General features: G+C 62.1%; 16 protein-coding genes. 10 read left to right on the forward strand and 6 right to left on the reverse strand.

The annotated features are described in order from the left end of the window. Window positions 1-45: 45 nt before the first annotated feature. The 4 genes from AC3WOG_RS08595 to AC3WOG_RS08610 all read right to left on the reverse strand — a co-directional run bounded on the left by AC3WOG_RS08595 (window position 46) and on the right by AC3WOG_RS08610 (window position 4,276). The gene (locus AC3WOG_RS08595; protein WP_492577581.1) at window positions 46-321 is read right to left on the reverse strand and encodes a hypothetical protein; all 276 of its coding nucleotides are present in this window, start codon (window positions 319-321) and stop codon (window positions 46-48) included. Between the two features lie 522 nt (window positions 322-843). After that, the gene (locus AC3WOG_RS08600; RefSeq protein WP_492577582.1) at window positions 844-1,185 is read right to left on the reverse strand and encodes a DoxX family protein; all 342 of its coding nucleotides are present in this window, start codon (window positions 1,183-1,185) and stop codon (window positions 844-846) included. 31 nt (window positions 1,186-1,216) lie between these two features. After that, window positions 1,217-2,662 (reverse strand): amidohydrolase family protein, encoded by a 1,446-nt coding sequence (locus AC3WOG_RS08605; RefSeq protein WP_492577583.1) that lies wholly within the window; start codon window positions 2,660-2,662, stop codon window positions 1,217-1,219. Between the two features lie 105 nt (window positions 2,663-2,767). Next, window positions 2,768-4,276: an aldehyde dehydrogenase family protein gene (locus AC3WOG_RS08610; protein WP_492577584.1), complete on the reverse strand. Its 1,509-nt coding sequence runs from the start codon at window positions 4,274-4,276 to the stop codon at window positions 2,768-2,770. A gap of 504 nt (window positions 4,277-4,780) precedes the next feature. Between AC3WOG_RS08610 and AC3WOG_RS08615 the strand changes: the two genes are divergently transcribed. After that, window positions 4,781-5,836: a LacI family DNA-binding transcriptional regulator gene (locus tag AC3WOG_RS08615; RefSeq protein WP_492577585.1), complete on the forward strand. Its 1,056-nt coding sequence runs from the start codon at window positions 4,781-4,783 to the stop codon at window positions 5,834-5,836. Between the two features lie 10 nt (window positions 5,837-5,846). On the opposite strand, the gene AC3WOG_RS08620 is transcribed toward AC3WOG_RS08615, so the two are convergent. Next, on the reverse strand, window positions 5,847-6,764 hold the full coding sequence (locus tag AC3WOG_RS08620) for a LysR substrate-binding domain-containing protein (protein WP_492577586.1): 918 nt from the start codon (window positions 6,762-6,764) through the stop codon (window positions 5,847-5,849). A 193-nt stretch (window positions 6,765-6,957) separates the two neighbouring features. On the opposite strand from AC3WOG_RS08620, the gene AC3WOG_RS08625 reads away from it, so the two are divergent. The 9 genes from AC3WOG_RS08625 (at window position 6,958) to AC3WOG_RS08665 (ending at window position 15,802) form a co-directional block, all read left to right on the forward strand. After that, on the forward strand, window positions 6,958-7,686 hold the full coding sequence (locus AC3WOG_RS08625) for an isochorismatase family protein (RefSeq protein WP_492577587.1): 729 nt from the start codon (window positions 6,958-6,960) through the stop codon (window positions 7,684-7,686). Between the two features lie 120 nt (window positions 7,687-7,806). Next, window positions 7,807-8,697, forward strand: coding sequence for a pirin family protein (locus tag AC3WOG_RS08630; RefSeq protein ID WP_492577588.1), 891 nt, complete (start codon window positions 7,807-7,809; stop codon window positions 8,695-8,697). Next, complete coding sequence (locus tag AC3WOG_RS08635; RefSeq protein WP_492579742.1) at window positions 8,684-8,899, forward strand: hypothetical protein; 216 nt, start codon at window positions 8,684-8,686, stop codon at window positions 8,897-8,899. Before AC3WOG_RS08630 ends, AC3WOG_RS08635 begins: the two co-directional genes overlap by 14 nt. Window positions 8,900-9,214: 315 nt before the next feature. Then, a complete protein-coding gene (locus AC3WOG_RS08640) occupies window positions 9,215-10,858 on the forward strand; it encodes a fatty acid--CoA ligase (protein WP_492577589.1) in 1,644 nt (547 codons plus the stop codon). A 22-nt stretch (window positions 10,859-10,880) separates the two neighbouring features. Continuing rightward, window positions 10,881-11,345 carry a MaoC family dehydratase gene (locus tag AC3WOG_RS08645; protein WP_492577590.1) on the forward strand — a complete coding sequence of 155 codons (465 nt, stop codon included), beginning with the start codon at window positions 10,881-10,883 and terminating at the stop codon, window positions 11,343-11,345. A gap of 47 nt (window positions 11,346-11,392) precedes the next feature. After that, window positions 11,393-13,099, forward strand: a complete 1,707-nt coding sequence (locus AC3WOG_RS08650; RefSeq protein ID WP_492577591.1) for an alpha/beta fold hydrolase — start codon at window positions 11,393-11,395, stop codon at window positions 13,097-13,099. A gap of 71 nt (window positions 13,100-13,170) precedes the next feature. After that, window positions 13,171-13,593: a phasin family protein gene (locus tag AC3WOG_RS08655; protein ID WP_492577593.1), complete on the forward strand. Its 423-nt coding sequence runs from the start codon at window positions 13,171-13,173 to the stop codon at window positions 13,591-13,593. 86 nt (window positions 13,594-13,679) lie between these two features. Next, entirely contained in the window at window positions 13,680-14,513 is an 834-nt protein-coding gene (gene phaZ / locus AC3WOG_RS08660; protein WP_492577594.1) for a poly(3-hydroxyalkanoate) depolymerase, read from the forward strand. Next, the gene (locus AC3WOG_RS08665; protein ID WP_492577595.1) at window positions 14,510-15,802 is read left to right on the forward strand and encodes a DUF445 domain-containing protein; all 1,293 of its coding nucleotides are present in this window, start codon (window positions 14,510-14,512) and stop codon (window positions 15,800-15,802) included. Before phaZ ends, AC3WOG_RS08665 begins: the two co-directional genes overlap by 4 nt. Here the strand turns inward: AC3WOG_RS08665 and AC3WOG_RS08670 are convergent. Continuing rightward, window positions 15,799-18,537 (reverse strand): winged helix-turn-helix domain-containing protein, encoded by a 2,739-nt coding sequence (locus tag AC3WOG_RS08670; protein ID WP_492577596.1) that lies wholly within the window; start codon window positions 18,535-18,537, stop codon window positions 15,799-15,801. The genes AC3WOG_RS08665 and AC3WOG_RS08670 overlap by 4 nt on opposite strands. Window positions 18,538-18,696: the final 159 nt, after the last annotated feature.

The raw sequence follows: 18,696 nt of genomic DNA on the forward strand, positions 1-18,696 counted from the left end.
ACATCTCGAAGTCCGGGCTCCCGGTCCGCTTTGTCGGTTACAGGGTCAGACATTCTGAGACGCTTTGAATTGCTCTGCGGTGAACGGCGTTTTCCGAATGCGAACGCCCGTGGCGTGAAAGATGGAATTTCCCACAGCCGGGGCAATCGTCAGCGCCGTCGGCTCGCCTGCGCCGACCGGTGCGTTGTCCGGGCGGTCGATCAACCAAATGGTCACTTCGGAAGGGCATTCGCTGAATCGCAGGATCGGGTAGCTAGCCCAGTCGAGGGTCAGCACTTCTTTTGAACTAAAGCGCACCGCCTCATTCGGAGTACGTGGCATCACGCAGCGGAAATGAACCCTGCGTGGCAGACCTTACGACAGCGGAGTCGCGCTTGACAACGATATCGATGAAACCCGGCAATTCCGCCAGACTTTTGCGGTCCACGCTTAACTAGCGTTGATCCGGTGATCGGCGGGTGAATGACACGCGCATGGACCATCCCGGGCAAGCGAAGATTCTGCAGGTAGGGATGACCCCCGGTAACCTTCCCGGGCAAATCCACGCGCGGCACCGGCTTGCCGATCACTGAGAACTTAGATGCCTGCTTGAGCGGTACCGCTTCGTCTACGGCCACGGTGGCCCATTCGGCGAGAACCAGATCGCGATAGGCTGCGGATCGTTTTCGGTCGGTGGTCACGTAGACGCGGCCGGCGCGAGTCGACAACTGGTCTGCGGGAAGGCCGAGAACGTTCGATACCCGGGCGATGAGAAGCGCGCGTGCGGTCGCGGCAGCTTTGCGCACCGGTAGACACGAATTGACTTGTCAGTTAGTACGTCGCGCGGTCGCGATAATCAAGCGGTTACCCCGCAAGTACGCGGCCTGATACATGGGCTTGCTGTACAAGGGCCACCAGAAGAAAGAACAATACGAACGGATATTGCATCCGCATCCATTCTTTCGATCTGGTGAATGACACAAGGATCCCCAGCGTAACCGCAAGAAGAATCGAAGCCCCGAGCCATTGTGTTCCAGGCGTAACCAGCAAGATCGACCCAACGAGTTCAAAGGTTGCTACTGCCACTCGGAGCCAGGCCGGGTAGCCCCATTTTGCGAACTCGGCGCGGATGGCGGGAGGACCTGACAAGTTGACAATGGCTGCTGCGAGGAACGCGAGGGCGAGGATGAGACTCACGTATTCCATGGCTCTAACTCGGTGAGGTGAGGGCGCCAGGCTAGACCGGGGCGCGCGCAATGGCGATCGGAGGACACTTCTCTTTCCACGTCATGTGGAGCCTGGATGCAAGGCCCGACTTCGTGATGATTTCAGCGGCAAGCTGCTCGACGCTGCTGAGGACTTCCTGACGGTCCTTGAACTTCGTGAAGCTCCCTTCGCGGAACACGATTTCGCCGTTGACCATGACATATTTCGCATCCGTTCCCTTGCCGGCGCCGAGGAATGCAGACAATGGGCGCTGAAGTGAACCGACGTGGGGACCTCGCATATCGAAGACCGCGATATCGGCGAGCTTTCCCGCCTCGAGCGAGCCGAGTTCGTCGGCGACACCGAGAACGCGAGCACCATTGATGGTCGCCATTTCCAGTGCTCGCTCGAACGGCATGCGTGTCGGATCGAGATGGCGTTGGTGTTGGAAGAGCACACATGCCTTGACCTGCTCGAGCATGTCGTTTGTGTAGTCGACCATGGCGCCGTCGGTGCCGAGTGCCGTCGGAACGCCCGCGCGCAATGCATTTGCCGCGGGGGCGATGCCGCCGCCGCGCATGGCTTCGCTGGTTGGTGTGTACACCAGACCGGCACCCACGTGCGCCATTTGCTCAAGATCCAGCTCGGTGCAGTGGATGCCGTGAATCAGCATCCACTGTTCATCCAGCACGCCGAGTTGCATGAGATACCGCACATCCGTGCGGCCGGTCTCCCGCAGATGCTTCAGGAAGCCTTTTTCGGTGGAGAACGTACCCGCTGCGATGTGACTGCTGATGCGAACATTCAGCTTTCTCGCCAGCTCCGTACCCCGGATGATGAGCTCTTCCGTGCTCATGCCGGATGAAGTCCAATGGGCGTTGGCTTCGATGACCATACCCATGCGAATCAGGCCGTCCTGTTTCCCGTCCCAGCGGCGGATATCTTCTTCAGCAGCCGCAAGTGACTCGTCCAAAGAAAGCGGGTGGTCGAGGAATCGGCTGTTGCGGCAGCGCAGCTCTTTGCCGAAGAATTGGCGGATGCCTATTTCTGCCTGGGACTCGACGCTCGATTTCACGATCGCTTCGTCGCTTACCGACACGGAGTGGTTGAATGACGTCGTCGTGCCGGTTGCAAGCATCTCGAGCCCGCATTGATATCCGCTCAGACGCATCGCGTCGTTCGACAGATTGCGAACCAGAGGAAAGACCAGATCGTTGATCCAGTCTTCGAGTAGCATCCCGTCCGCGATACCCTTGAACATCGAGTACCACGGATGTTGATGCAGATTGATGAGGCCAGGAATGACCAGGCATCCGGTGGCATCGATGGTTTCGTCGAAATCATCGACCGGCGTATCTTCATACGCGTAGACTCCGGTGATGCGTTTGCCTTCGACTGCGACCGCGCCGCGCTCGAATACCTCGCGCTCTCCGTTGACGGTGACGACATAGCCGTTCTTGATGAGAATCTTCTTCATTGTGTCTGTTCCTTATTGCCTTGAAGTGGACACCGGTGTCGTCCGTGTTTGTCTCCCGGGACGACACCGGCATGCCTTGCTAGCAGCAACCCGCTGGCGCAATGCTTAGTCTTTCGGCGGCCACGTTGGAATCGGTGCCTTTCCGGACGGGAAGCGGACGTTCTTCGAGCGTACAAACTCCTTGAGGGTTTCTGTCGCGTTTTCACGGCCGAATCCGCTGCCTTTCACTCCACCGAACGGCGAACCGAGGAATGCCCTGCGCATGTAGTTATTGACGAAGATCATCCCGGCTTCGAGACGCGGCGCGAGTTTCCACGCGCGATTCTCGTCTGTCGTGACAATTGCCGCGGTCAGTCCATAGGCCGTGCCATTTGCGATCTCGACCGCTTCGTCCTCGGTTTTGAAGCGCATCAAGCAAGCAACCGGCCCAAAGATCTCTTCCTGGGCGACCGTCATCGTCGGCACGACATCGCCAAGTACGGTAGGCGGTACCCAGTATCCACGTTCGTATTGCGTGTCGGTCGGCAGCTTGCCTTGCGTCACGAGCCGTGCGCCTTCACGCATGGCGATGTCGATGTACCCCATCACGCGATCGCGTTGCTTGCCGTCTACCATCGGACCGATGTCCGTTTTCGGATCGAGACCGTTGCCGACAACGAGCTTCTCCGTTGCGCGCGCAAATTTGTCTTCGAACTCGGCGTACCGGGATTCATGGACGAGAATACGCGCCGTCGACGTGCATGCTTCCCCTTGGTTATAGAACATCCCCTCAAGGGCGACGTTCAGGGCCACTTCCATGTCTGCGTCTTCCAGAATGAGGAGGGCGTTCTTGCCGCCAAGCTCCATGGTCGCGTAGGTGATGTTCTCCGCGGCACTCTGCAGAACGCGACGACCTGTCGCTGTTGCGCCGGTAAAGCTGATGCGTTCGACCTTGGGGTGCGACGCCAGGGCGGGGCCGGCCTTGATGCCCGGAACGACGTTCAGGACGCCGGGGGGGAGAATCTGATTGGCCAGCTCGACCAGCCGCATGACGGTCAGTGGAGCCTGCTCACCCGGTTTCACGACGACGGTATTTCCGGCGGCCAGTGCCGGCGCGGACTTTTTCGCAAAGTGAATCGGTGGCCAGTTGAACGGAAGGATGGCTGCGACCACGCCATACGGCTCGAACAGCACGCGCGCCTCAATTGCACCTTGGTCAAGGATTTCACCGTGGAGCGTATCGGCCAGACCTGCGAAATAATCGAAGCACGCGTGACAGTAGGAGACGTCAAAGCGAAGCGCATCGCGTTTCGGTTTCCCGACTTCGCGTGCCTCGAGTTCGGCCAGTTCATCGGCGTGCTCGCGAATCTTCGCCGCCACCTGATGCAACAACTGGGCACGCTCGCGAGGCGAACGTTGGCGCCAGTCATTTTCGTACGCTTGCCGCGAATCGGCGACCGCTCGGTCTACGAGCGTTTCGTCTGCGGACACCACTTGTCCCAGCGGGTTCGCGGTCGCGGCTTCCTCGACAATAAAAAACGCCTGGTCACTGTCAGCCTCGACGACCTTGCCGCCAAGGATGGCGCCCCAGTATGGGCGATTGAGGTTTGATCTATCCAGCGAAGCTACAGCCATTTGGCCTTCTCATTACAATCGATTGCAAAAAACGAAACCGGCAGTGATATATGGACTGCGTCAGGTAGGTGCAGCAGAGCCGTTGGTGCGAACAGCCTTTTTTGCGCCTGAGGTTGGACAGGCGTGGTGTTCATCGGGAATCCGGGCGAATGGCGCGCGGCGCATGTGGCGCTGTCGGCTTCTGGGTTGAATGTACTGCAATCGATTGCAGAATGCAAGCCGAGAGTATGGATTCCCTGGCGACCGGTGTGGCGGTCGCGGCTGATTTGCCTTTGCCGACTTCGTCAGGATGGGAGGCACCCCCGTATTTCTGCAGATTGCGGGGTGACCGACCCTCAGGTTGTTTGCCTTTCCGGGCGTGATTGATACAATCGATTGTAACGAAGTGCGCGCCCACGCCCGTGCACGTGTTGACCATTCCCGCCAGCACAGCCCGTTTTTGTGGCTTGTCCACGCACGGGACCGATCCGGCCATATTCCAGACTGAACCAAAGCAGGCTTGTCGTGAAAGAGAAAACAACTCAACCTGCCAACCGGCGGCCGGTAACCATGAAACAGGTCGCCGAACTCGCCGGCGTCCACGTTTCAACGGTATCGCGTGCATTGAATCCTGCAACGCGTTCTGTTGTCGTGCCCGAGGCCGTGGCGCGAGTCATGAAGGCCGCTAGCAAGCTCGGGTACCGGTTGGATCCCGTGGCGGCAAGTCTGCGAACCGGGCGCTCCAAACTTGTCGGCATTCTGGTTCCACAGATCGCCACGAGCGTATTTACCCCGATCCTGGCGGGCGCGACGGAGCGCCTTGCCGCACACGGGTACTTCGCGATCGTCGCGTACGTCGATTCCGACAGCGAGGCCCAACTGGAATTTGCACACGGCCTCATCGCGCGGCGAGTCGACGGGCTTATCCTCGCCACGGTGACACGCCACGATCCGCTGGCGTCGTTCTGCATCGAAAGAGGGGTGCCTACGGTGCTGGTGAACCGGGCGGAGGACGACGCGAGATTGTCGGCTGTCGTTTCGGATGAACTGCTTGGCGCCCAATTGGCCGTTGACCACCTGGTGGAATTGAGGCATGTGAAGATCGGCCATATTGCCGGTCCCCCGGACAACTCGACGGGCTTTCTGAGGCGTAAAGGTTTCGTGCAGGCACTCGCATCACACGGTCTGGACGGCAATGGTGCGCCATGCGAGGTAGCCGCGGCCTATACCCGGGAACACGGGGCGGAAGCAATGCGGCGGTTGCTGAGTGCACACCCGGAAGTGACCGCGATCGTCGCTGCCAACGATTTGCTGGCGCTTGGTGTATACGACGCATTGCGCGAAAGGGGACTGCAATGCCCTCGCTACATGTCCGTGGTCGGGCACAACGATATGCCGCTTGTGGACATGGTCGAACCGCCTCTAACGACCATCCGCATCAGCCATCAGGAGATGGGGCGCCAGGCGGCCGATCTTCTCCAACAGGCAATTGACGTACGCGAGCAGCCGGTGCGTAACGTCGTGCTGCCACCCAAACTGATCGTCAGAGGGTCGACCGCTGCGCCTCGCAAGGGAAAGTGACGCGCCGGTATTAACCCAGCAGGGGCGGCAATTCGTCCTTCAGGAAGTCGACCAGGGCGCGTACCGCAGGCATCATTCCGCGGCGCGTCGGGAACAGCACCGCCAATCGCCCCTCCCTGGGGCGCCACTCCGGCAGTACGACGCACAAAGTCCCCATTTCGATCTCACGCGCGCATGCATAGAGAGGCAGGCCCGCGATGCCCATTCCAGCCAACGCGGCTTCCTTCAGCGCCGCGATATTGTCGCTCTGCAGGCGGGGTTGAATAGTCCGTACGGCAACCTCGCCATTTGCGCCGATCAGGCGCAGTACGGTCGCCGGCTCATGGATGGACGCGTTGATCAACAGATCGCCGTGGGGTAGCGCGTCCGGTTCGCCAATCATCCCGGTTTCCGCCAGATACACGGGGCTGGCCACCAACCCCCAACGCACACTGCACAGCGGGGCCTGGACCAGGCTGGAAGACTCCACTTCAAAACCCAGACCACGTACCACCACATCGACATGTTCTTCGACAAGGTCAACTTGCCGGTTACTTGCCTCGATCGCCAGTCGGACCTTGGGGTAGCGCAACATGAAGCGGGGCAGCAATTTGGCCAGCACGATGTCTGTAATCGCGACGGGCATGCTAGCCCGCACCAGCCCCGTGGGCTCGGCCGTCCGACGCCGAACCGCTTCTTCACCGGCTTGCGCTTCGGAAATCATGGCTCGGCAATGCGCGTAAAGCTCCTGGCCGGCGTCGGTCAAGCTCAGTCGGCGTGAGGTTCGTTGAAGCAGTCGAACGCCGAGGTTGGCTTCCAGATCGGTGATCCGTCGGGAGAGATGGGATTTGCTCACGCCGAGCACCTCTCCTGCGGCGGTAAAACCGTGATGCTCGATCACCTGAGCAAAAAGATAGAGATCGTTCAGGTCAAGAGATGCAGGTTTCATCCGACGTCCAGGTGTCCTTGGGTTGGCTTACCTATCGTTTCCAGTGAGCAACGATAGGTTGAGAAATACCATATTTATCGTTTGTCGTTGCGTAAATATGATTCATCTCAACCGGGGCAGATGTGCACCGGACAGTCCGGCGGAGGCGTCCATACGCCGATGCCGTATCCAAATGTCAACGTCGATAAAGATCATGAAAATCCATTCTCTCCTGAAAGCTGCGGTGCTTCCTTTGGCTATCGTCACCACCTCCGCTGCTACGGCCCAAGCGGCCGGCGCTGCGCCTGCGACGAATGCGGTCGCTCCTTCGGGTGCTCCGTACTCGTTGCTGTCGCGAGACAACACGGTGCTGGTGTTGGTTGACCATCAGGTTGGCTTGTTCACCGGCGTGCGCGACATCGATGTCGGTCAGCTCAAGCATAACGTGGTGGCCTTGGCCAAAGCCGCGAAGACGCTCGGTATCCCGGTCATTGTCACCGCCACGATGCCCGACGGCATGTGGGGTCCCACCATCCCTGAACTGACTGCCGCGCTTCCGGGCGTCCCGGTGATCAGCCGGACCTCGATCAACGCCTGGGATGATCCGAATGTCCGGGCCGCCATCGAGAAGACTGGCCGCAAACAGATTCTGATCGCCGGCGTTTCGCTGGAGGTCTGTGCCACGTTCCCGGCGCTGACGCTCAAGGCCGCAGGCTACGACTCCCGTGTGGTGCTCGACGCGTCGGGTACGTTTAGCGATGCCAAGCGCACTGTGGGGCTGCAGCGCCTGGCGGGTGCCGGCATCCCGGTTACCGACTACGCCACGGCAGGTGTGGAAATGCTGCATGGCAACGACGATCCGAAGGCTCAGCAAGTGTATGCCGATCTCGATATGCCGTTTGCCAACCTGGTGTGGCAGTTCAAGAACGCTGCAAGCAAGTGACGCAACAACTCGAGTCGGCGAGGGCGGACAGCGTCCTCGTCCGAACAACCCCGAAGCCGTCCGGGCCTACGTGCCTGGATGGCTTCGGGGCTGAAAGCTACGGTAAGACGGAGTATCACCATGGACAAGTTCATGCGCGTGTCGCATGTCGTCGCCGGTCACGATCTGACCATTGGCGAAGCGTTTTGGGCAAAGCGCTTCGACGAGCGATCGTTCGACGGATTGATCGATCCCGTTGTCATGCTCGATCATTTTCACATGACCGGTCCAACCTTTGCGGCGCATCCGCATGCGGGAATTTCGGCAGTGACCTACGTGTTCGAGGACGCGATAGGGGCGCATGTCAATTACGATTCGCTGGGCAACCAGGGCCCCATCAGTCCGGGTGCGTTGCATTGGTTTGCCGCCGGCCGCGGGGCAGTGCATACCGAGCAGCCTGAGGGCGAGGCGCAGCACGTTCACGCGCTGCAGATCTTCGTGAATCTGCCGGCCAGCAGGAAATTTGACGCTCCCTATGTCGTTCATGTGGAGCCGCATGACATCCCGGAGTTCAAGGCTCCCGGTGTTCGTGTGCGAGTGGTTTCGGGCAGCAGCAATGGCGTGAGCGCCGCCCACTCTGTACAACTACCTGAACCATTCACGTTGCTGGACGCCTTCCTTTCACGTTCATCTGCATCCAGCCATGAGCTGTTGCGCGGCTGGAACGGAATGATTTACGCCGTGTCGGGAGCGTTACGGATCGAGGTCGGGAGCGGGGTGCGACAGCTGATGGCCGGAGAGGCAGTGGGTGTGGCTTTGGACAACGGCGCTGTGGAGAGCGCGGTAGCGATTCGGTTCGTCTCTGACGAAGGCTGCCACTTTGTCGTTCTTTCCGGTCCGGCGTTGAACGAACCGATTGCCAAACACGGGCCGCTTGTCATGAACACCCGCGAGCAACTTGAAGATCGGATCAGAGCTTTCCAGAACGGCGAATTCGGACAACTCGTGATGCCGCAACCTGCCGGGCAGTGATCCTTCACAAACTCCGGTTGCACGTACGTTGCAGGCGGCGCTCGACGACTGGGAAGCGGTGGCGCCTAAGCTCGAAGCGATCTATACGGCTCTGAACGCGGGGAAAGCGGAAGGCGCCTTTCCTATCGGGTGGCGCGAAGTTGGACCGCCTCTGCCGCGTACCTATCGCGCCGATGCGCCGGTCGAACTCAAACCGCGCTGAGCGATCCAGCCGAAGCCCGAACCCAAGCCCAGGCCCAGGCCCAGGCACCAGCCCAAGCACCAGCCCAGGCACCAGCCCAAGCACCGGCCCAAGCACCAGCCCAAGCACCAGCCGGTCTCGCGGCGGCCCCCGTCCCGCCACGCCGGTTTCCCGAATCCCCCTCTTTGGCGTCACCCGCGCCGCTCCCCCGTTCAGGGGATGGTCCCGCCCCTTGATCGCACCGATGATGGCATCACTCGGGATGCCACCGTCCGCGCTACGCGACGACGAACCTGTGTCAGCCCGCGATCCATTTTTGGACTCAAGGAGATGTACATGCAGGACGACGTGCAAGACCCGACGCCCACGGCCTATGCGTATCCGCTGCTGATCAAGCAACTGCTGCATACGCCATTCGTTCAGGCACCGGACCAGGAAATCGTCTACCGCGGTCAGTTGCGCATGACCTATGCCACGCTGCACGAACGCATTGCGCGGCTCGCCAATGGCCTGAGCCGGCTCGGCGCGCGCCACGGCAGTACAGTTGCCGTGATGGACTGGGACAGTCACCGCTATCTCGAGTGCTACTTCGCGGTCCCGATGATGGGCGCCGTGCTGCAGACGGTCAACGTGCGGCTCTCGCAGGCGGAGATCGCTTATACGATCAACCATGCCGGCGCGGAAATACTGCTCGTGCACACCGATTTTCTGCCGGTGATCGAGGCGATCAAGGACCAACTGGAAACGGTACGCACATTTGTCTGGATCGACGAGGCGGGTAGCGACGCATGCGCACACACCATCCCGTTCGCGACTGAATACGAAACCATGCTCGCCGGGAGCGCCGCGAGCTACGCGTTTCCGGATTTCGACGAGAACACGCGGGCCACGACGTTCTACACGACGGGCACCACCGGCTTGCCGAAGGGCGTCTATTTTTCCCACCGGCAACTCGTGCTGCACACGATCACCGTGATGGCGGCGCTGTCGAGCCCGGTGGAGGGCCAGCGTTTTCACCGCGGCGACGTGTACATGCCGCTCACGCCGATGTTCCATGTGCACGCCTGGGGCATGCCCTACATCGCCACGGTGCTGGGTGTGAAGCAGGTCTATCCGGGCCGCTATATGCCGGAACGGCTGGTGCAACTGATACGCGACGAAGGCGTCACGTTCTCGCATTGCGTGAGCACGATCCTGCACATGCTGCTTGGCTGTGCCGAGGCGAAGTCGGCCGACTTCAGCAAATGGAAGATCGTGATTGGCGGCGGCGCCTTGCCGCACGGCCTCGCGCGCGCCGCGCTCGAACGCGGCGTCGATATTTTCGCCGGCTATGGCATGTCCGAGACGTGCCCCGTGCTGAGCCTCGCGCAGCTCAAGCCCGGCAACGAGGCGCTCGAGCTCGACGAACAGGTGCGCTTGCGCTGCAAAACCGGTCTGCCGATTCCGCTCGTCGATCTGCGCATCGTCAACGAGAACATGGAAGACGTTGCGCACGACGGCAAGGCATACGGCGAGGTCGTCGTGCGCGCGCCGTGGCTGACCCAAGGCTATCTGAACAACGCCGAGGCGTCCGCGCAGCTTTGGGACGGCGGCTATCTGCATACGCAGGACATCGCCAATATCGACACGACCGGCAATCTGCAGATCACGGACCGCATCAAGGACGTGATCAAGTCGGGCGGCGAGTGGATCTCGTCGCTTGAAATCGAAAGCCTGATTTCGTTGTATCCGGGCGTCGCCGAAGTCGCGGTGATCGGCATCAAGGACGACAAGTGGGGCGAGCGGCCCGTCGCATTGGTGGTGCTCCAGGCCGGCGCGGCAGCCACCGCGGACGACATCAAACAGCATGTGATGACGTTCAGCGCGACTGGACGGATTTCGAAGTACGCGGTGCCGCAGATCGTCAAGTTCGTCGATGCGCTGGAGAAGACGAGCGTCGGCAAGATGAACAAGAAGTGGTTGCGCGAACAGTTCGCCTGACCGGTCACGAGGAGAAGGCACGATGAGCATCAAGGAATACAGCATCGCCACGATCGACGACTTCGTGGGCCGCGAGCTGGGTCTGTCGGATTGGGTCGTCGTCGACCAGCAACGCATCGACGCCTTCGCGCAATGCACGGGCGACAAGCAGTGGATTCACGTGGACGCGGAGCGCGCCAGACGCGAGAGCCCCTTCGGCGGCACGATCGCGCATGGCTATCTGACGCTGTCTTTGCTGGCGGCGCTCGCGATCGAGATCGGCCTCATTCCCGAAGACGCATCGGCCGGCCTGAATTATGGGCTGGACAAGGTGCGCTTCATGACGCCGGTCAAAGCCGGGGCCCGGGTGCGTAACCGTGTGACCCTGGTGTCGGTGGAGAGAAAAGGCGGTGGCCGCACCATCGTCAAGACGATGAACGAGCTGCAGATCGAAGGCGAGGACAAGCCGGCCCTGATCGCGGAGACGTTGGCGATGCTGGTGGCATGACCCGGGCCGTTTGCCGAAGATGAAGAAGTCGTTTGAGGAGCAGCAAAATGGCAGTAACCACTGAAAATTCGCTGCCAGGCAACCAGACCGACGATCTCGCGGCATCCGCCGCGGAAGGCATGCTTGGCCCCAACCCGTTCGTCGGGCTGCGTCCATGCGACATCCTTGCCACCGCACAGCAGATCGGTGCACAGGCATTGCGGCAACCCGTGCTGGTCGCCGAGCAGGAAGCGGCGCTGACTCGCGAGCTGCTTGCCGTGCTGTCCGGCAGCGCGGCGTGCGCGCCGCCGCAGGGCGACAAGCGCTTCGCCGATCCTGCATGGCAGGACAACACGTGGTATCGCATGACGCTGCAAGGCTATTTCGCGTGGCGCAACGCGCTCACGGGGTTCGTCGATCGTTCGTCGCTGGACCCGAAGAGCAAGGAACGCGCGCAGTTCGTGATGTCGCTCTTCACGGATGCCCTGTCGCCGACGAACACGCTGCTCGGCAATCCGGCGGCGCTCAAAAAGATCGTCGAATCGGGCGGCGCGAGCCTGCTTGGCGGATTCAGGAACTACTTGATGGACGTGCTGAAGAACCAGGGCATGCCCGAGCAGGTCGACAGGACGGCGTTCGAGGTCGGGAAGAACCTCGGCACCTCGCCGGGCGCGGTGGTGTTTCGCAACGAGGTACTTGAGCTGATCCAGTACGCCCCGGCGACGGAGCAGGTGTATGGCCGCCCGCAGCTGATCGTGCCGCCGCAGATCAACAAGTTCTACGTGTTCGACCTGTCCGAAGGGAAGAGCATCGTCAATTATCTGGTGAAGAACGAGTTCCAGGTGTTCGTCGTGAGCTGGCGCAATCCCACCGCGGCGCAGCGCGACTGGGACATGGACACCTACGTCTCCGCGCTCATCGAAGCGATCGCGGCGATACAGAACATCACCGGCAGCGACGATGTGAACCTGCACGGCGCCTGCTCCGGCGCGATGACCATCTCGGCGCTGCTCGGCCACCTCGCGAGCCGCGGCGAAAAGACCGTCAACGCTGCCACGCTGATGGTCGCGGTGCTGGACAACACGGCCCAGTCGCAACTCGGCCTCTTCGCCACGCCGGAAGCGATTGCGGCGGCCAAGCAGAACAGCACCGCGAGAGGCGTGCTCGCCGGCGAGGAGATGGGCCGCGTGTTCGCCTGGCTGCGCCCCAACGATCTGGTGTGGAGCTACTGGGTCAACAACTACCTGTTGGGCAAGACGCCGCCGGCCTTCGACATCCTCTACTGGAACAACGATACGACCCGCTTGCCGGCGAAGCTGCACGGGCAACTGCTCGATATCTTCACGGGCAACCTGTTCAGCAAGCCTCGCGCGCTGACGGTGCTGGGTACACCGATCGACCTGTCGGAGGTGACGTGCGACAAGTACGTGGTGGCCGGCATGACGGATCACATCACGCCGTGGAAGGGCGTCTACAACACGGCGCGAAGCTTCGGCGGCAACACGCGGTTCGTGCTGAGTTCGAGCGGCCATATTCAGAGCCTGATCAATCCGCCGGGCAATCCGAAGGCGAAGTTCTTCGTCAATCCGGAACTGCCGGCGAATGCCGACGCGTGGCTCGCCGCTGCGCAGACCGAAAAGGACACGTGGTGGAGCAACTGGCGAGACTGGCTGGCCGCCCGTTCGGGCGAACGGCAAGCCGCGCCGGCGTCGCTCGGCAATGAACGGTATCCGTCGGGCACAACGGCGCCTGGCACCTACGTCACGCAAGCATGACGGACCCCATTGGCCGTGCAATCGTGCAATGGCCAACATTATTTCAACGCAGTTTCTCTGGAGAATCGATCATGGAATCAACCAGTCCCAACAGTCTTTTTGCTGAATACGCGAAGGTGATCGGCCAGTTCAAACTGCCGGGCATCGACGTTGCCGCCATCCTCGAGGCGCGCCGCAAGGACATCGACGCTTTGGCGCAGGCCAACACGACCGCGCTCGCAGGCATGCAGTCGCTCGTTCACAAGCAGTCGGAGATCCTGCGCACGACGATGACCGAGTTGCAGTCGCTCGTCGGGCGGCTCGCCGCGTCGGGCGGCCAGCCTGCTGCGAACACGGGCGAAGTGGTTCAACAGGCGTTGCATAAGGCGCTGGTGGATATGCAGGAACTCGCGGATACGGCTTACCGGGCCCAGTCCGACAGTGTCGCGGTGGTCACCAAACGTGTCGCGGAGCACGTCGAAGAGTTGAAGGTGCTGCTGCAACCCAAAAAGTAGTGCGGCACTGCGATGCGAAACCCCGACGCTGCCGATGCAGCGTCTTGCCCGAAGTGTCATGTCGCGACGTTTTCCGGATGGGAGAAATGACTATTAGCCCCGAGTCTGTCACCGGCATGCAGATCCAGACGGTCGATCTGGACGGCCAGTTGCTGCGAGTCGCTGTCCGGCAGGGCAGCGACGCTTCTCCGCCATTGCTCATTTTCAACGGCATTGGGGCCAATCTCGAGCTCGTGGAGCCATTCGTCGCGGCGCTGGAAGATGTGAGCGTCATCATCTTCGACATCCCGGGTGTCGGCGGCTCGCCCGCGCCGGTCGTGCCATATCGCTTCTCGACGCTGTGCGTGCTGAGCGACAAGCTGCTGTCGCGACTGGGTCATGACGGACCGGTCGATGTGCTCGGTGTGTCGTGGGGCGGCGCGCTTGCGCAGCAATTCGCACACCTCTATCCGGTGCGCTGCCGCAGACTGATTCTCGCGGCAACATCGCCCGGCGTCATCATGATGCCGGCAAAACTCTCGGTGCTGTCGAAGTTGATCGGGCCGCGCCGTTATACCGATCCGGCCTACCTTCAACAGGTAGGGGCGGAAATATACGGAGGCGCCTACCGGAGCGATCCGGCGCTGCTCGTGGAGCATAGCCGCCACATTCAGGCGCCGCGCGGCCGTGGCTACCTCTATCAACTGCTGGCTGCGTCGGGCTGGAGCAGCCTGCCCTGGCTCGGCGCCTTGCGCCAGAGAACGCTCGTCATGCACGGCAACGACGATCCCATCGTGCCCCTGACCAACGCGAAGATTCTCGCGGCCCGGATTCGCAACGCGACGCTCTATGTGGTCGATGACGGACATCTGTTTCTGATCACGCGCGCGAAAGACGTCGCGCCCGTCGTGCGCAGATTTCTTCGCCAGGAGGCGGTTTGAGCTTTTTGACCGGCGGCGACGATAGCCTCGCGCGCGCGGCAGCCGAGGTGCCGCAGGCGCACAAGGCAATTCGCCTGAAACGCATGAGGCGGACGGCGACGTGTCTGCTCGCGGTCACGATCGCGCTGCTGCTCACGTGCGTCGCATGGCAGGCCAGCTATCCGTGGCTCGCCTGGGTGCGGGCGTTTGCGGAAGCCGGCGCGGTCGGCGCGATCGCGGACTGGTACGCGGTGGTCGCATTGTTCCGGCATCCGTTCGGTCTGCGGATCCCGCATACGGCCATCATTGCGCAAAACCAGCAGCGTATCGCCGAGAGTCTTGGCAGCTTCGTCGAAGAAAATTTCCTCACTCCGGAACTCATCGTCGGCCGGCTGAGCGGGCATAACGCTGCGCAAGCGCTGGCCGGGTGGCTCGCCGAACCGGCAAACAGCGAAGCCATCGCCGAGGCGGTTGCCGGCACGTTGCCGGGATGGCTGAACGGGATCGACGACGCGGACGTCGGGCGATGCTTCGACCGCCTGGTGATACCGCAACTGCGCACGCTCGACGTGTCGCGCGCAGCCGGCGGCCTCCTGAAAGTCCTGACGGAGCGTGACCGGCATCAGCCACTGCTGGATCGCGGATTCGCGGCGCTGGAGAAGTGGCTTACGGCCAACGTGGACCTGATCAAGGCCAAATTCAGCGCGGCGTCGAGGTACACGCCCGCGCCGCTTGACGCCTATATCGTCAACAAATTCGTCGAAGGAATTATTGCGCTGCTGCGTGAGGTCGTCGCGAGCCCGGATCATGAACTGCGCCGCCAGTTCGACGAGGCTGTGCAGGATGTGATCGTTCAATTGCAGACATCCGCTGTGCATCGCCGCTTTGGCAAATCGTTAATGCGCGATTGCATCCGGCATCTGCGGGACGGCGACTACTATCGCGTGTTGCTGGATTACGTGCGCGCGCGCGTGGCGGCCGACCTTGATCGCGAGCATTCGGTCTTGCGCGGCGTGGCCGCGAGCGTGCTGGTGTCGCTCGGCAAAGGCATAAGAAGCGAGCCCGCGATGCAACGCAAGCTGAATGCGTGGTGGCTGGAACTCGCCCAGTTGCTGGTGGTGCGCTTTCGGCGCCAGTTGTCGGCGCTGATCACCGAGGTCGTGACGAGCTGGAACGCCGAAGAAGTCAGCCGGAAGATCGAAGCGGAGATCGGCCGCGACCTGCAATACATCCGCATCAATGGCACGCTCGTGGGCGGCCTCGCGGGCGTGTTGCTTCATGCGGCCACGCTCGCCGTCGCGCGGGGCTAGGCCTGCCCAACCAGCCCCAGCGCCTGCGCACGCGCCACCGCTTGAGCGCGCTTATCGACGGCCAGCTTCACGAAGATGCTCTTCACGTGGGACTTGACGGTTTCAGGCGCAATCCCGAGGGTACGCGCGATTTCCTTGTTCGACTGCCCCTGCGCGATCAACTCGACGATGTTGCGCTCCCTTGCGCTTAGCGATTCCCGCTCGGCGTCGCGCTCAGGCTTGCTGCCGGGCTGGTACAGCGCCCGCCAGCCGTCGAGCAGGCGATCGATGTAAGCCACCGTCTCCTTCGTCTGCGCCGTGCACCGTGTCTCTTCGCGAACGGCTTGCAGCAGCGCGCCGATTTCCGGCCCCTGGTCGAGAATCGACCGGTAGATGCCCGCGCGCGCGGCGACGCTCAGGACTTCACGAAAGATCTCGACGGCCCGGCTGCGTTCGTTCGCGGACAGCCAGACGAGCGCGAGCACGGTTCGCAAACGTAATGCGAGGTAGTCGCCATGCCGGCGTTCGACGCTGTGCAGCGCGGCGCCCAGCGACTCGGCGGCGTCCTGGGTCCGGTTCTGCGCGAGCGCCAGAAAGGCCGTCCCAAGCGCGCGGTAGGTTTCGATCTCCGGTGAGACAGACTGCGCCGGGGCGCGCTTGGGAGCCGCGAGCTGATCGAGCTGCGCGACGCACGCGGAGGCTTCTGCGATCCGCCCTTCCGCGAGATAGAGCCGTGTGCGCTCGACGAGGGCGGCAGCGGTCAGTCTGTCCCAGCGGCGCGCATAGCCCAGCGCCTGGGCCTGGTCGAGCAACGTATAGGCCTGGGCGGCGTTTGAACGCGCGGCGGCGATCCGCACGAGCAGCCGATAGGCGATCAACACGCTATCCAGCATGACCGCGACGTCGACGACTGGCATCAGGTCGGCGACCAGCGCTTCGGCCTCGTCCAGCTGGCCTTGTTCATAGCGGATATGTCCGAGCATCGGCGCGCAGAGCGCGACGGAGATGGACTGAGGGCCGGCGTAATGTTCGGCGAGCCGCATCGACTCCGTGAAATACCGCTCGGCCAGCACGAAGTGCATCTGCTGCATTTCCGCGTGGCCAAGCAGGCACAGCCGGTAGACCGAAGAGAACACGTTGCGCCGGTCTTCCTCGATCGAATAGGGGATCCAGGGCGTTGCGTAAAGCGCGTCGAGGTTGCCTGCTTTCCAGTGTCCGAAGCGCACGACATTGGATACCACGTTGGTGGTCCAGATATCGGTCGACGGCCGGTCGAGACAGGCCTGTGCAATCACGAGCGCCCGTTGCGGATCGTCCTGCAGCGCTGCCACGACCGAACGGATTGCCTGACATTCCCAGCGGATGTCGTCGGGTTCCGGGCCCGTGCCATTGGCGGCGTCATGCTCGATCGCGTCCAGCATCGTGAGCGCATCGTTGAAACGCATCGCGAGCGCCATTCCCCAGGCGATCGCCAGCGTGACCTTCACCTGGGCCCGCATCAGGTGCGCGGGGAACTGGCGTTGCCAGCCGAGCAGCGTGAGCAGGTCGCCTTTCGTGACGAGCGCCATCGCGCAATGGCCCATCAACGCGATGGCGTCTTCCGTGGCGCCTGCGGCGATCGCGTGTTTGACAGCGTCTGTCCAACGCGCCTGCCCGGCGTACCACTGGCACGCGCGGCGATGCAGGTCCGGCACTTCATCGCGCGACTGCGTTTCCAGCCGCAGACGCAGGTACTCGCCCATCAAATGGTGATAGCGGAACCAGTGTCCTTCCACATCCATCGGTTCGAGCAGCAACTGGCGTGCGGCGATGGCTTCCAGCATGCTCTGGCTCGCCTCGATGCCTGTTACCGCCTCGCACAGCGACGCCGTCAGCCGATCGAGTATCGACGTGCGCAACATGAACTCGACCATCTCGACGGGCAAGCGCTTGAGCATGTCCTCCAGATAAGCGGCGAACGGCCGGGACGCGCCGGATGGCGCGGTCAACTCCCAACCCGGCCTGCTTTCCTCGCGCGACAGCACCGACGTGGAAATGCGCAGCGCCGCGGCCCAGCCTTCGGTGCTGGCAAACAGCGATTTGACGCTGGAAGCGCGCACTTTGCCCGGGCATTCGTGTTCGACAAAGCTGCGTGTTTCGTCGAAGTTGAAGCGCAGCGTCGACGCGTCGATTTCCAGCAGATCGTTGCGGGCTCGCAGCCGGGCAAGCGGCAGCGCGGGATCGGTGCGGGTACAGATCACCACATGCACATGTGACGGTGCGTTCTCGATGAAGAACGACATCGCGTCGTGAATCGCCGCAAGGCTGAGCAGGTGATAGTCGTCGAGGAAGAGATAGACCTCGTCGTCGACGTCGACGAGCTCGTTGATCAGCGTCGACACGACGGCGTGCGCCGGAACCAGCGAGGCCTCGGCCATCAGACCGATCGCGGCAGCGCCGACCTCGTCGCAGGCATGCTGCAACGCCTGCGCCAGATGATGAAGGAAACGCGCAGGTTCGTCGTCCTCGGTATCGAGAGACAGCCACGCGACTTGCGCGCGGTCCGCTCGCAGCCGGTTGAGCCAGGTGAGCGCGAGCGAGGTCTTGCCGAAGCCGGCGGGCGCCTTGATCACCGTGAGCCGTTTGCTTTCGGCCTGCTCGGCAAGACTGATCAGCCGCGGGCGGTCGATCAGCCCGGTGGGCAGCCGCGGCGGAAACACCTTGGTAGCGAGAAGCAGAGGGGGCCGCTTCGGGGGCATCACTTCAGTCGCATGCATCGGCTGCTCCAGGTGTTCGGGTTGACCCTGGCTGCCACCCCCGTCCATGTAGTCGCGCTCCCCTGTACGGGGGATATTGCGCGGCGTCGCGCTGAGACACCATGAATTCCATCGAGGAGATCGAAGTTCAGTCAGCCGGGCAACAGTGCAGCGCGCCGG

This window comes from Paraburkholderia sp. FW306-02-B, assembly GCF_058782725.1.